The organism is Acinetobacter sp. A2 (assembly GCF_012371325.1).
Lineage (GTDB): Bacteria > Pseudomonadota > Gammaproteobacteria > Pseudomonadales > Moraxellaceae > Acinetobacter.
This window is the reverse complement of sequence record NZ_JAAZQX010000001.1, coordinates 208,923-222,822: the sequence shown is the minus strand read 5'-3', so window position 1 is coordinate 222,822 and position 13,900 is coordinate 208,923. Positions and strand designations below refer to the sequence as shown.

Annotated in this window: 12 protein-coding genes and 1 pseudogene; 4 read left to right on the top strand and 9 right to left on the bottom strand. The window is 42.3% G+C overall.

The window, feature by feature from the left end; translation table 11 throughout:
- Nucleotides 1–443: 443 nt before the first annotated feature.
- The 3 genes from HHA43_RS01030 to HHA43_RS01020 are packed head-to-tail and all read right to left on the bottom strand — an operon-like array spanning nucleotide 444 to nucleotide 3,332.
- The gene (locus HHA43_RS01030; RefSeq protein ID WP_168541450.1) at nucleotides 444–1,565 is read right to left on the bottom strand and encodes a DUF6670 family protein; all 1,122 of its coding nucleotides are present in this window, start codon (nucleotides 1,563–1,565) and stop codon (nucleotides 444–446) included.
- 41 nt (nucleotides 1,566–1,606) lie between these two features.
- Nucleotides 1,607–2,431 carry a CDP-diacylglycerol--serine O-phosphatidyltransferase gene (gene pssA, locus HHA43_RS01025; protein ID WP_168418544.1) on the bottom strand — a complete coding sequence of 275 codons (825 nt, stop codon included), beginning with the start codon at nucleotides 2,429–2,431 and terminating at the stop codon, nucleotides 1,607–1,609.
- 43 nt (nucleotides 2,432–2,474) lie between these two features.
- On the bottom strand, nucleotides 2,475–3,332 hold the full coding sequence (locus HHA43_RS01020) for a 23S rRNA (adenine(2030)-N(6))-methyltransferase RlmJ (RefSeq protein ID WP_168418543.1): 858 nt from the start codon (nucleotides 3,330–3,332) through the stop codon (nucleotides 2,475–2,477).
- 116 nt (nucleotides 3,333–3,448) lie between these two features.
- Here HHA43_RS01020 and HHA43_RS01015 point away from each other — a divergent pair, with 116 nt between their 5' ends.
- Nucleotides 3,449–4,051, top strand: coding sequence for a 2OG-Fe(II) oxygenase (locus tag HHA43_RS01015; protein WP_131261017.1), 603 nt, complete (start codon nucleotides 3,449–3,451; stop codon nucleotides 4,049–4,051).
- A gap of 96 nt (nucleotides 4,052–4,147) precedes the next feature.
- On the top strand, nucleotides 4,148–4,675 hold the full coding sequence (locus HHA43_RS01010) for a hypothetical protein (RefSeq protein WP_168541448.1): 528 nt from the start codon (nucleotides 4,148–4,150) through the stop codon (nucleotides 4,673–4,675).
- 43 nt (nucleotides 4,676–4,718) lie between these two features.
- Here HHA43_RS01010 and HHA43_RS01005 read toward each other — a convergent pair whose 3' ends face one another.
- From HHA43_RS01005 to HHA43_RS00980, 6 genes and pseudogenes are all read right to left on the bottom strand, one after another.
- Entirely contained in the window at nucleotides 4,719–4,976 is a 258-nt protein-coding gene (locus HHA43_RS01005; protein WP_026438536.1) for a DUF2789 family protein, read from the bottom strand.
- A 159-nt stretch (nucleotides 4,977–5,135) separates the two neighbouring features.
- Nucleotides 5,136–5,384, bottom strand: a complete 249-nt coding sequence (locus HHA43_RS01000) for a DUF2789 family protein (protein ID WP_004976204.1) — start codon at nucleotides 5,382–5,384, stop codon at nucleotides 5,136–5,138.
- Nucleotides 5,385–5,651: 267 nt separating this feature from the next.
- Nucleotides 5,652–6,908, bottom strand: a pseudogene (locus HHA43_RS00995) (YeeE/YedE family protein).
- A gap of 239 nt (nucleotides 6,909–7,147) precedes the next feature.
- Entirely contained in the window at nucleotides 7,148–8,134 is a 987-nt protein-coding gene (locus tag HHA43_RS00990; protein ID WP_168461095.1) for a malate dehydrogenase, read from the bottom strand.
- Nucleotides 8,135–8,335: 201 nt separating this feature from the next.
- Nucleotides 8,336–8,983: a ribonuclease T2 family protein gene (locus tag HHA43_RS00985; protein ID WP_228278958.1), complete on the bottom strand. Its 648-nt coding sequence runs from the start codon at nucleotides 8,981–8,983 to the stop codon at nucleotides 8,336–8,338.
- Nucleotides 8,984–9,054: 71 nt separating this feature from the next.
- On the bottom strand, nucleotides 9,055–10,941 hold the full coding sequence (locus tag HHA43_RS00980) for a lytic transglycosylase domain-containing protein (protein ID WP_171525269.1): 1,887 nt from the start codon (nucleotides 10,939–10,941) through the stop codon (nucleotides 9,055–9,057).
- A gap of 359 nt (nucleotides 10,942–11,300) precedes the next feature.
- Between HHA43_RS00980 and miaB the strand changes: the two genes are divergently transcribed.
- Both miaB and HHA43_RS00970 read left to right on the top strand, forming a co-directional pair.
- Nucleotides 11,301–12,755, top strand: a complete 1,455-nt coding sequence (miaB, locus tag HHA43_RS00975) for a tRNA (N6-isopentenyl adenosine(37)-C2)-methylthiotransferase MiaB (protein ID WP_168418537.1) — start codon at nucleotides 11,301–11,303, stop codon at nucleotides 12,753–12,755.
- Between the two features lie 39 nt (nucleotides 12,756–12,794).
- Nucleotides 12,795–13,868, top strand: coding sequence for a PhoH family protein (locus tag HHA43_RS00970; RefSeq protein ID WP_070155261.1), 1,074 nt, complete (start codon nucleotides 12,795–12,797; stop codon nucleotides 13,866–13,868).
- Nucleotides 13,869–13,900 lie beyond the last annotated feature (32 nt).

Genomic DNA, 13,900 nt, shown 5'->3' with positions numbered 1-13,900 from the left:
ACTCTTCAGTTAAAATCATTTTGAAGTTTTAATCTAAACTTCCAAATCTGGCTCATCAATTTTCTGACTTAAATTTCGCTCAAATAAACTTCGAGTAATTTAAACCAATCAATCAATGATAATATTTCGATTAATCAATCAGTAAAAATCCACACAAGTTGTTCTTCATAATCTCTTAATGATCTTCTCGATGCTTCGTCAGCATCAAGCTAGGTCGGCTATACTACTCTCTATTTCTAGAAAGTCAACATGCAATGTTGATTTTATTTTCAAACCCATCTACTCAAAACAAACTCAATTAATCTTAAATCAATCAACCAAGCTATTGTTTTTCAACAAGTTTTTATCAACATCACCGCCGATGGATGTGCATTATAGATGAATTCCCATCGCTTGCAAGCCCTGTTTTTTGTTTTTAGCAAAAATATTGTTTGAGTGGTTGTTTATTCATCAAAATTATGTAATTTTCCAGAAAAATCTTGATTATTTCTTTTTTTGATCATAAAAGGTTCGGGATTCAATACTGCCGCGGGTACATTTTCCGCCTGATCTTGCTCCTGCCACTTCAGCGCACGGCAATCTATATATTCACAATAACCTGCTTCACCCTGTTGCAAGTTTCCATTGATAGAAAGTTGGTATTGAAAACTCCCTACATAACCTGCAGCCGCGCCAAATTTAAAATCCCCTCGACTTTGCGCCTTGACATAAATACTGTTGCCATTTACATCCTGACAAGTCCATTCAAATTCACGCGGTAAATACATTGTCTGTCCGATTGGTGTTGTCACTTGTGGATAGACACGCTGAATATGTAGCTGAACCTGTTCATCAAACAAAGTACTTTGCCCAGTGCTTGCATCACGCAAATAAATTCGAGATTGCAGAATACGATTGAATACATCACGACTTTGTAACAACAGCATTTGCTGCTGATTCTCTAAATTAATTACCTGATAGCAAAAGAATGCGACCGCTAAATAGGGAAACTGTATTGATCTGGCGTATTCAAAACTGCCTAATTGTTGAATCTCAAAATTTTGATTTTTATAACGAACATCGCCTTCACATTGGCACAATAATGACCAGTGTTCGGCTAAACTCATCCGCAGTTTAGTGAAATAAGAAATTGTGGTACTTGTGGTGATCTGTAAATCAAAACTCAACTCAGTATCATCACGCTGAATCCGAAATTGCGGAAACTTACCTGTAATGCATTCTTTACGAGCAAACTGAAAATTGTGTCGACTGAATTTGCAATCGTGTTGCATGGAATAATGATTGGTTTGTCCTACCATGTGCGGACTGGTGCTGCAATGAATACTGACAGTATCTAAAGCTGAACCGTTCAGCATCTGCTCAGTACGTAACATATTACTATTCAGATGGCCCAATAAACCGAGAAAATTCACATAATGCAATGGTGCAGGTAAAGCAGGCAGAATTAAGCCCTGATAGATAAATTTATAATGATGTTTTGGCGCATGATAAGGCAATTTACAAAGCGCATCAGGAGTTTGATTGAGTTGTTTGGAACGATCTAAAAAATCTTGAAACAGCTGCATATCAAACTCCTTGTGAGTTGATGTGTCAGTCTAATGCTGCACTAACTCACTGCATTTTTTCTTGCCATAAAGGTGGTCACAAAACCTGAAAGTGCATAAATGATTGAAATCACCAAAATACCTACTGGAATGTTATAAGTCATGGCGGCCAAAATAAAGACGGCTATAGGTAAAACAAAAAATGGAACACGTTTACGGTCAAAGGTTTTAAATGAATAATATTTGATGTTAGAAATCATCAATAAGCCTACTGCAATAATAATCACAGCATTCAAGATTTGTAGCCCAAACTCACGAATATCATACAGTTCAGGGAAATCACGCCCCACCCAAACCAAAGACACAATAATCAGTGCTGCTAAAGGACTCGCAACTCCAATAAAATAACGTTTATCGACCACACCAATTTGCACATTAAAACGCGCCAAACGGAAGGCAGCACAAGCGGTATAAACAAAACATGCCGCCAAGCCAATACGGCCTAAATCATGCAAGCTCCAGCTATACATAAGAATGGCAGGCGCAACCCCAAAAGCCAACATATCAGACAAAGAGTCAAACTGCTCACCAAAAGGACTTTGCGCGCCAATAGCACGTGCCACACGCCCATCTAGACCATCAAATAATGCCGCTAGAAAAATAGCGTAAATGGCTTGGCTAAACTCACCATTCATACTGGCAATAATCGAGTAAAAACCCGACAACAATGCTGCCGTGGTAATCAGGTTTGGCCACAGGTAGATACCACGACGTTTCACCTTTTGCCCTTCGCGGGTATGCTCTTCTTCCACCACCTCAAATGTAATTCCGTCATGTTCAAGATCACGGGAACTATATTCACCTTCGGGCTTGGATGTATTTGTCATTATTTTGTGTCCTAACTGTAACCTGAACGTCTATTTAACTTTTTTATTCGCCAACCAACCAGCGCACTGCAGCATGCCCACCATGTTCTTGCATGCGTAAATGAGGGAATAGCCATTGCAAGGCTTCATCTGCATCTTCAGAGAATTTCCAAGGTGGATTAATCACCAACAAACCACAGCCATTTAAACCAACTGGTGTGTCATCTGGCCATACACAAATTTCACAAATTAACTGACGGCGAATACCTGTTTTAAACATTTTCTTTTCAAAACGTTCAATCATGGCGCGGTCTTTAATTGGATACCATACTGCGAACACACCTGTCGGCCATTTTTTATGCGCAGCAGCCAATAATTCCACCAATTGTGGAAAGTCTTTACGTTCCAATTCATACGGTGGGTCAATCATCACCAAACCACGTTTTTCTTTAGGTGGAATCACACCCAATAAACCTTCGTAGGCATCACGTTCATGTAAGCCTGCACGTTTGTCACGAATGTTATGACGTAATTGCTGAAATACGTCGCGCTGCATTTCAAAAATTGTGGCTTTGTCGATGTCACGCATACCCTGTAAGGCAAACCACGGAGAACCTGGATAAGCCCCCTGACCATCGACAGTACGCATTTCTTCAACCAGTTTTAAATATTGCTGTACACCTTCTGGTGCCTGACGCTTGATTGAATCATCTAGTTTTACCAAACGGTGAATACCATTTAAAAATTCACCCGATTTCTGTGCAGGTGCTAAAGACAAGTCATATTTACCCGCACCGCCATGTGTATCGACATAACGATAAGGTTTATCTTTGGCATTTAAACGCGTCAGAATTTGCAGCAATAAGACGTGCTTCATGACATCGGCAAAGTTGCCTGCATGGAAATGGTGACGATAATTCATGTTTGGTTCATTCCTAAAATCAACCGCTATTTTAGCATGAAAAAAAGTTTCATTCAGGAGCTTGTATTCCTCTAAAATAACCAACTCTCAATTTCATCTTTTTCTGAGTATTTTATATGGACGCTACACTTCTCCCAAAGTCCTGGAATGTTGATCGAATTCTTGAAGATTTGGATCAACATGGTTTTGCAATAATTGATGATGCTTATTCACCCGAATATCAGCAACAATTGCTGCTAGAGTGTAGTCAAAATTTAGATCAGTTTCGTGAAGCCGCCATTCAAAATGGCGTGGTCAGCAATATTCGCAGTGATCATATTTTATGGATTCATGAAAACTTAAGCACAGCCCATCAACATACCCAAACGCTTTTAGCCTTAGCAGAACAATTCAATCAGGCATTTTATTTGGGTATTCGTGAAGTCGAAGCACATTTTGCCAGTTATCAAACTGGGTCTTTTTACGCCTTGCACCGTGACAACCCTCAACAGAAAAATGATCGGGTGATTTCTGCCGTATATTATTTACATAGCGAATGGCAACCTGACTGGGGTGGTCAGCTCCGCCTACAAGATAAACACGACCAATGGCATATTATTGAACCATCACCAAACCGATTAGCCATTTTTCAAAGTGATTTATTGCATGAAGTTTTACCCGCCAAGCAACAACGTTTATCCATCACAGCGTGGTTACGCAGTGGCAATGCGCTTTGGTAAGTTTGCTAGAAATGCTTGTAGTTTTTCCAGTGCTTTGGCTTTAAAAGCTCAAATCTGCCCCGATGTATAGCCCATATTGCAACTAGGAATTCACCAATGCGCCATTCGACTCAACAACTTATTCAACGTATTGGTGAAACCGACCAACTTTTCTTACAAGGGAACACCCCAGAACTGGCGCTGGAACGTGCCGATTTACGCTTACAACTGGTCAGTTTAAGTGAGTTGCGCCAAGAGCAGATTTACTTTTTACAAGAAGCGATTGTGCTGTTGGAGCAAGGTCGTGTTGAATTTGAAGAAATGCCCTTGTCGCTGTATATCAATCTGTCTTTGCATTTAGCCAAAGCATATATGATGTATTTTGAGCTCACGCGTGATGCCAAATATGCACTGATTACCCAGCAAATTTTAAAAGCTATGACCCATTATGCGCATGGCGATATTTTCTTTTTCTTGGCCTATGCCAGCGCCAGTAAAAATGAAACTGCACTATGCCGCCATTGGCTAGGAAAATACAGTAAAACTGCCGAGTTTGATTTGGAGTTATTGCAGATTCACCCAGCCTTTAATGCTTACCAAACTGAAGTGTGGTTTAAACAGATGCTTAAAAGCAGAATGCATTAAAAACGCCTCGTATTGAGGCGTTAGCATAAATATGAGATGGTTTTTATACTGCTTGCAAACGATAAGCATCTAAGTGTAACTGTTGATTAAGTTCATCAATCCAAATGGCCCAGTCATCATCCTGTACCAAATGACTAATTAAAAATTCACGTTGCGATTTATTCCAAAACGGCGCTTCATGTAAATTAATCTGTGCAGGTAATTGATGTGTACGTACATACAGCTCAATGGCTGCAGGGCTACTGGCTAAACCGAGCTGGCTGAATAACATGGCTAATGATGGAGTATTTTGCATGAGCACCTTGCCCCCTTTATTAGTTTATTTGTAATTCCTTATTGAACCAACTTATAACACTTTGCATAAAAAACCCAGTCCTTTGACTGGGTTTGTTGTATCTTTTTGTGATTAATTTTTTGAGCTGCTCTCACTCAAGCTTTTTATAACCATACTTCACACCATTTACGTACTTGGATGCTGATCGCTATGCAATTGCTCATTCAGCGTTTCAATCACAATGGCCCAGTCATCATCTTTTTTCCAATGGCTTTGTAAAAATTGCCGCTGACCCTCTGTCCAAAATTCAGCACAGTGTAATTTGGTTTCTGCGGGCAATTGATGTTCACGAATAAATTGATCAATTGCAGCATCATCTGCATCTAGACCCAATTGTTGAAATAGCAGTTCTAAAGTTGGTTGTTGATCAAACATGACATCCTCCTTTAACTCTTTCTGTAATTAAGATGACTGTAACTCGCTTTATAAAAGTATTCAGCAGCAGCCGAGTTGCAGCATGTTATTTTTTGTACAACACAACTGTTTCTGTGCAAGTTTCAAAGCATGCAATACAAGTAAGAATGAATCAAAAATTGTTGATAAGAATGATGTCGAATATTTAGCTAAGAGCTGAGAAATAGCCACGAAATAAAAAGCCAGTCAAAATTTACGCTGACTGGCTGAATAGGTTTAGTTTTAAATTTAGCAACCTGTTAATTTTTCAGGTTGTGGCTTTTCACTTGGAAAGAAAATCGGGCGCAGTTTTACGCCAATTGCATTCCCCATAAAGGCAAATACCAACCACAACCAACCATGCACACTTCCTGATGCAATACCACTGAAGTAAGCACCGATATTACAACCGTATGCTAAACGTGCGCCATAGCCAAGTAATAGACCACCAACAACTGCTGCAACCAGTGAACGACGTGAATATTAAAGTTAGGCGCAAACTTGCCTGCCAAACTCGCTGCAAGCAAAGCACCGAGCATGATGCCAAAATTCATCATCGAGGTAATGTCATGCCAAAGTGAATTGGCTAGAGCTTTAGCATTGCCAGGTTGTTGCCAGTAATCCCAAGCACTTACATCCATTCCTGCTAAGGTCGCCACTTTTGCAGCCCAAACTGCAAGTGCAGAGGTTACACCCCACGGACGACCTGCTAAGGCCAAGGTAGCAAAGTTAAGCAGGGTTAAAATAATGCCGCCCCAAATCAACGGCCACGGGCCTTTCAGAAAGCGTTTCCAGCCGTGCTGCTGACTTTGTGGCTCTGCCTCTAAACTGCCATGGCGTTTCTTTTCAACCCATACTGTCACGGCTGCAATTAACGCAAAAATAACGAAACTCAACAACAGCGCAGGAATCACCCCAAAGCTTTCTACAATAGAAATGGGTGCTAAATGTGGTAGGTTAAACCACCAATCCAAATGTGATGTTGCAATCAACGAACCTAAGCAAAAGAAGAGTAAGGTCACCAACATGCGGGCACTACCACCGCCAACGGTGTACAAAGTCCCTGAAGCACAACCGCCGCCCAATTGCATGCCTATACCAAAAATAAAGGCACCAATCATGACTGACATGGAAACTGGATTTACATTACCTTTGACAGGATTACCAAATAATTCACCTGCCCCTAAAGCAGGGAAAAATAGCAATACCGCCAAACCCAACATGATCATTTGGGCACGCAACCCACGCCCACGCCCTTCTTTAATAAGGCTCTAGACTAGCAGAATAGATATGTTAGTCTAGAGCCTTAATAAATACGCGCCAGCTAGAAGTAAAACCAAAAGAAGCATGATACAAGGTCATCCCCAAAGCACCGCCAATCAAAAATAACAGCGCTTGATTCAGACCAACAATTTGATAGGCACCCAAGGTACCCACAATTAATAAGATAAAAGCCACCCAAACCGAAACATTCGATCTTTGGGAAGCAGCAACAATAACAGACATGGAAGAGAGAATTTGAAAAAGGAAACCCGCGTATTCTACGCAATTTCCCCTACGCTGTAGGGCTGACTGCTTATTTTATCGCAGATAATTCATTCTTATATCTGATAATAAATATAAGGTAATTTGATTTATCAATCTTATTGTTATAAGAAATATGAACATAGAAAAGAAAAGGCCAGTCAATAAAATTGACTGGCCTAACTCTTAATCGAGTTTTAAATTTAATCTATAAGATTAAATTATTTAAGCATGTCAGCAATTGCTGCGCGCTCTTCTTCAAGTTCGTTTAACGTGAAGTTGATACGCTCACGGCTGAACTCGTCGATTTCAAGACCTTGAACGATTTTGTACTCGCCATTTTCGCAAGTTACAGGGAAACCGAACATTACGCCTTCAGGAATACCGTAAGAACCGTCAGAAGGGATACCCATAGTTACCCATTCGCCGTTTGTGCCAAGCGCCCAGTCACGCATGTGGTCAATTGCAGCGTTTGCAGCAGAAGCAGCAGAAGATAAACCACGCGCTTCGATGATCGCAGCACCACGCTTACCAACTGTTGGAAGGAATACGTCTTTGTTCCATTCTGCATCGTTGATTTTGTCTTTTAAGCTTTCGCCGTTTACATTCGCAAAACGGTAGTCAGCATACATTGTTGGAGAGTGGTTACCCCAAACTGTCATGTTTTTGATGTCAGAAACTGCAACACCCGCTTTTTGAGCAAGTTGAGTTAACGCACGGTTGTGGTCAAGACGTAACATTGCTGTGAAGTTTTTCGCAGGAAGGTCTGCAGCAGATTTCATTGCGATGTAAGCATTCGTGTTCGCAGGGTTACCTACAACAAGAACTTTAACGTCACGGCTAGCAACTTCGTTCAATGCTTGACCTTGACCAATGAAGATTTCGCCGTTCACTTTTAACAAGTCAGCACGTTCCATACCAGGACCACGTGGACGTGAACCAACTAATAAAGCGTAGTCAGCATCTTTAAATGCAACTTTAGGATCATCAGTACCGATCATGCCTGCCAATAATGGGAAAGCACAGTCGTCAAGTTCCATCATTACGCCTTTAAGCGCTTGTTGAGCTTTCTCAACAGGAATTTCTAACAATTGAAGAATAACTGGTTGGTCTTTACCCAACATTTCACCGCTAGCGATACGGAATAATAAGCTGTAACCAATTTGACCTGCAGCGCCAGTCACGGCAACACGAACGGGTTGCTTCATGTAATTATCTCCAGTTGAGGATAGTCAATGCGATTAAATAGTCAGTCCATTTAATCTAATAATCATAAACGCGAAAGATTGTACTCCAATCATTCAGCGGATGCATGCAAAAGCGCATCAAATTCCACAAAAGTCTGATAGAAAATATAAATAAAATATTTCCAAAAGACTCAAAACCACAAATTTAATGCGCTCAAAAACCTAGTAAGAACCTTTAATCACAAACTGACTTGGGCAATTTGACCCAATGTTGGCAGCACACTGCTTATAGCGCCCAGCACTGTTATAGCAAATTTTGATTTCGGTTAAATAACTGCTGCCCTGATGATTCGAGCATTGAAAATGAATGCTTTTGGATGACATACCCGAGTTAGATTTTAAGAACAGGCTACGCAACTGACCCAGTTGTACGGTTTGAGTGTCTTGTCCGGTCAATACCGCAGGCACATTAATCCGATCTGCATTGTTAATGATCATTCGGAAATACTGACTAGCATTCATAGGCACACACCCACCTATCCCCTGCCAAAGCTGTACTCGTGCAGCATCATCGGGCATGACTCGCGCCACCACCTTCGCTTGTAACGGTGGTAACTTTGCCGATGAATGGGTGCTACATTCACGTGTCGCTACTTCAGGATATAAACCCTCAATATTCAGCGAGTAACCTTCTAAACATTTACGCTTTTTGCTTTTGGTTGAATCAATTAAACATACGGCTGGAGTCATTTGAACCGACATCACATAGCCTTGCACAGGAGCTGAAAATGCATTTTGTGTACACATGACCAAAGCAGCACCACCCAAACTGAGCAATGCAAAATGAATTGGCTGCAAAATGGTACCCATCCTCATTTTCAATGATTCTGCCCCCTAAATAGTGATTCGATGACAAATAGCATGCTTGAGTATTCCACTAACTATGGTGTATTGCGTGATGGAATACTTTGCATACGACTACTCATAGATTGTCCGCCTTGACCTAACATCAATCCATAATGTGTAGCATTGGTCATGACGTGTTTTACATAGTCACGTGTTTCCAGCAAAGGAATACTTTCAGTATATTGGTCTGCTGCAATTTGCTGAAACTCTGGCTGCCAACGGCGTGCACGGTTTGGCCCTGCGTTGTACCCTGCTGTGGCCAGCACAGGACTATTGCTTAATTGTCGCTGAATGGTCGACAAATAAAATGTACCGTAGCGGATATTGGTATTCATATCACTGAGTGCAGCAGGATTGTAAGTTTCACCCATTTGTCGTGCAACCAAACGTGCCGTGTCTGGCATAATTTGCATGAGTCCACCCGCACCGACATGCGAACGTGCCGTAGTATTGAAACGGCTTTCTTGACGCATCAAACCATAAGCCCAAGCAGGGTCAATACCTGCATTTTGACTATGACTCACCACATAATTACGGTGTGGCATTGCATAACGGTAACTGTAGTTGTGCTTATTCACAGTACGGTCTGCTGCATAAATTGCACGGTCGTACCACCCCATATCGGTCGCACGTTTGGCGGCTGCCAAAATCAAACCATCATCCTGTCTTAAATAGGCCTGACGTACCGCCCAATTCCATTCTCGATTCACATAATTGGCGGGCGCATTAATTTCACGTAAGGCAAAAGCACGGTTAAAGTGAATATCCTGATTTAAACGCTGCAAATCATTAGTTGTCGGCTGGCTATTTACTGGAATGGCATTGTAACGCTGCCCAAGACGATCTTTTGCTAATAAGTTGTGATAATCATCGCCCTGTGCCAACTGTTTATAAATATTTTGCGCACTGCGTTTTGATGCTGCATCACCACGTTGTTCTGAGGCACGGGCCAACCAGTATTGCCAACGGTCTTCTTGTTTCTGAGTCACACTCATGCTGTCTACTGCACGAATCACACTTTCCCATGCACCAAAGCGGATGGCCTGTCTGGCATAAATTTCTGCCTCTTCGGGGCTAAATGGCAAGCCATAACTGGCATCTAAGGCATTTAACACTTCACGGTTGAAATTATTTTTCATCACCGTGGTGCCGCCAATATAGCCTACTGCACGGTGCAACGCTTTTTGTACGGCATCGGGTGTGCCCTCTGCGCTCCGTTTTAGCGAAGACAAGGCCGAATCCAGATCACTGTCGGCTAAACGACCTATGGCATAAATTAAATAAGCGTGATCTTCATTGCTGGCTTTTGGGGCCGACCATAAATAATTCAGTGGATTAGCCTGAATACTGTTCAGTTGTGCCAAACTCAGATTCATACCCAAACTTTGCGCAGTCGCCAAAGCTTGCCCTGACTGCCCTGCACGCAATTGCCCCCACAAACGCTGCTGCTTGTCTTGCTGAGTCATGATTGGACTAGAGAGCATCATGCGGCCCAAACCTGTACAAGATTCAGGTTGTGAATTAGTGGTCAGCCAAACATCTTTATATTCAGCCAGCACTAAAGGATCGCCCGAACGGGTGCGCACCTGCGCCATAGCACAACTTTCCGCCTGATCGGCATTACTCACATAGGCAAGCACAGGTTGTGCACTGCCAAAATCTGCTTGTTTAACTTTTTCTTCGACATAGTCGGCAGCCAATTTTTCCGCCATAGCTGATTGAGGATGTCGCTGTGCAAACTGGATAATAGCGGTGGCAGGCTGCATGCCAAGGTTAGTATTTAATGACCAATATTCAGGATAATAGCCCAATACATCATTTTGCATGGCGTATTGATACTGCTGCAATAAATCGACATCACCTGAATTGGCGGCACGTAACGCATCATTGAACTGTTCATTTGCCGCATGCGTACTTGCCATGACTGCAAATGAAACAAGGCTCAAAGCAAGCTTTTTAGCTAAATTATTATTTTGTTTCATCATTTGCAGCATTCGCTTGCTTTCGGTCATTTACTTCCGCCTCGAGGTCCGCATCTCATCTTTAGGTTTAGTTTAATTAGTCTAGAACCGCAGTTGTGTTCTGTTATGTAACCTTCTGATTAGACACTATTAATCTTACAACTCATGTTCAAACAAATTTCTTCATATTTCAATCAGCTGTTGTGCTGATTTAAGGCTGTCAGTTTAGCGTGAATTCCTGCTAAAATATGCGCCTTTCTTTTGTCTAATGACGTTTATTTTTTATAAACGATTTAGTGAACTATCTCTTAGGAGCCTACATGACGGTTCAAACCTTCATCCCCAATGGTGCCCAAGCTGCCTCAGAAAACACTGTTACCCAGCCACAGCACACCCCAGCCGACGGTTCAGTCAAAAAACTGTATATCGAAACGCAAGGGTGTCAGATGAATGAGTATGACAGTCACCGTATGGCAGACCTTTTAGGCGATTCTCACGGCTATGTACTGACCAGCAACCCTGCTGATGCCGATATTCTGCTCATGAATACCTGTTCGATTCGTGAAAAAGCGCAGGAAAAGGTGTTTTCTGAATTAGGTCGCTGGCGTAAGCTGAAAGAAAAAAATCCTGATTTGGTGATTGGCGTAGGCGGTTGCGTCGCTTCTCAGGAAGGCGACAATATTCAAAAGCGTGCCCCGTATGTGGATATGATTTTTGGTCCACAAACCTTACACCGTTTACCGCAAATGCTTGATCAACACCACGATCAGGTCGAAAAACCAAAGAAAGAAAAAATCAAACTGGTGGATATTTCTTTCCCAGACATCGAAAAGTTCGACTTCCTACCTGAGCCGCGAGTTGAAGGCTTTAAGGCCTTTGTATCGATTATGGAAGGCTGTTCAAAATACTGCTCATTCTGTGTCGTGCCATATACCCGTGGTGAAGAAGTTTCACGTCCTTTAGATGATGTCTTGGCTGAAATTGCGACTTTGGCAGAAAAAGGTGTACGTGAAATTAGCTTGCTCGGTCAAAACGTGAATGGTTACCGTGGTGAGACTTTTGACGGCAAAATTTGTACTTTCGCAGATTTACTGCGTTTAGTTGCCGAAGTGCCTGGCATTGGTCGTATTCGTTACACCACATCACACCCGCTTGAATTTAATGATGATTTAATTCAATGCTACCGTGATTTACCGCAAATGGTGTCGCATTTACACTTACCTGTACAAAGTGGCTCAAACGATGTGCTACAAGCCATGAAGCGTAACCACACCATTGATGTGTATATCGACAAGATTGCCAAATTACGTAAAGTGCGCCCAGATATGCATTTATCTAGCGATTTTATTATTGGCTTCCCTGGTGAAACCGATCAAAACTTTGAAGAAACTTATCAGTTTATTCAAGAGATGGATTTTGACCACTCGTACAGTTTCATCTATTCAAAACGTCCAGGTACGCCTGCATCTGAACTTGAAGACACCACACCTGAAGATGTGAAAAAAGAGCGTTTGGCCAAAGTCCAACAATGGATCAAACAATCGAGTATTGATAAGACCGATGCCATGCTGGGTACGGTGCAACGTGTCCTGATTGAAAATGTTTCTGATAAAGATCCGAACATTTTGGTCGGCACAGCAGACAATACACGTTTAGTAACATTTATTGGTGACCCTGCTTGGGTCGGACGCTTTGCGGAGATTGAGATTACCGAGATTAAAACTTTGAATTTAGTTTATGGTGAGCTCTTGAATCTTGAGCCTGACGTGGCGTAATGTAGGAGCTAAAGTCCAATAACAGATTAAGGAATTCTCTTGACTGCAGCGATTCGACGTACAGTAACTTTTCCTGGTATTTCAATGGAACGTTTAAAAAGCATGCTCGGTGCTTATAACGGACATTTGAAACAAATCGAACAACGCCTAGACGTCCAAATTTCCCATCGTGGTGACGCCTTTTTTATAGATGGGGAAATTGATGCAGTTGAGCGAGCCGAAACGCTCTTGCAACGCCTGCATGAAGAAGCGGAAAGTTCTGCACAAATCAGTGCAGACACGCTCCACATGATGATTCAAGGCAGTCAGACTGACCGTGAATTACAATCGGATGATGGGCAAGAGCATACTGGATTGGATGCTGTTTGGTTACAAACCCGCAAAGGCCGTATTAACCCACGCGGTGCCAACCAAAAGCGTTATGTTCAGCGTATTTTGCAAAGCGATATTTCTTTTGGTATTGGTCCTGCAGGTACAGGTAAAACCTATTTGGCCGTAGCTGCTGCCGTAGATATGCTGGAACGCAATGAAATTCAGCGAATTCTATTGGTGCGTCCTGCGGTTGAAGCAGGTGAAAAACTGGGTTTCCTACCTGGTGATTTAACCCAAAAAATTGACCCCTACTTGCGCCCACTTTATGACGCCCTATATGAAATGTTGGGTTTTGAGAAAGTGGCCAAACTCATTGAACGTCAAGTAATTGAAGTTGCGCCCCTAGCATATATGCGTGGTCGCACCCTAAATCACTCTTTTGTGATTTTGGATGAAGCGCAGAATACCACCCCTGAACAAATGAAAATGTTCCTGACTCGTTTGGGCTTTGGCTCTCGTGCGGTCATTACTGGTGACGTGACTCAGGTTGATTTACCACGTGGTCAGCAATCAGGTTTATCTCATGCGCTGCGTGTCTTGGAAAATGTGCATGAAATTCACATCACACGTTTCCACTCACGTGATGTAGTACGTCACCAGTTGGTGCAAAAAATTGTTGAAGCCTACGAAGGCTGGGACAGTGAGCAACAGCGTTTAAGTGCCGAAGCACGTGCTGAACGCAAAGCACGTCAGGAAGCTTTAATTGCGGAAAATGATGCCGCAGCAGATGCACAGCACTAGTGGCTGTGCGTTCTGCAACCTACTGAAGTATT

Bases quoted from the DNA above. Each gene is read 5' to 3' on its own strand.
- HHA43_RS01030 (WP_168541450.1), bottom strand. From the start codon at position 1,565: ATGCAGCTGTTTCAAGATTTTTTAGATCGTTCCAAACAACTCAATCAA.
- pssA (WP_168418544.1), bottom strand. From the start codon at position 2,431: ATGACAAATACATCCAAGCCCGAAGGTGAATATAGTTCCCGTGATCTT.
- HHA43_RS01020 (WP_168418543.1), bottom strand. From the start codon at position 3,332: ATGAATTATCGTCACCATTTCCATGCAGGCAACTTTGCCGATGTCATG.
- HHA43_RS01015 (WP_131261017.1), top strand. From the start codon at position 3,449: ATGGACGCTACACTTCTCCCAAAGTCCTGGAATGTTGATCGAATTCTT.
- HHA43_RS01010 (WP_168541448.1), top strand. From the start codon at position 4,148: ATGCGCCATTCGACTCAACAACTTATTCAACGTATTGGTGAAACCGAC.
- HHA43_RS01000 (WP_004976204.1), bottom strand. From the start codon at position 5,384: ATGTTTGATCAACAACCAACTTTAGAACTGCTATTTCAACAATTGGGT.
- HHA43_RS00990 (WP_168461095.1), bottom strand. From the start codon at position 8,134: ATGAAGCAACCCGTTCGTGTTGCCGTGACTGGCGCTGCAGGTCAAATT.
- HHA43_RS00985 (WP_228278958.1), bottom strand. From the start codon at position 8,983: ATGGGTACCATTTTGCAGCCAATTCATTTTGCATTGCTCAGTTTGGGT.
- HHA43_RS00980 (WP_171525269.1), bottom strand. From the start codon at position 10,941: ATGGCAAGTACGCATGCGGCAAATGAACAGTTCAATGATGCGTTACGT.
- miaB (WP_168418537.1), top strand. From the start codon at position 11,301: ATGACGGTTCAAACCTTCATCCCCAATGGTGCCCAAGCTGCCTCAGAA.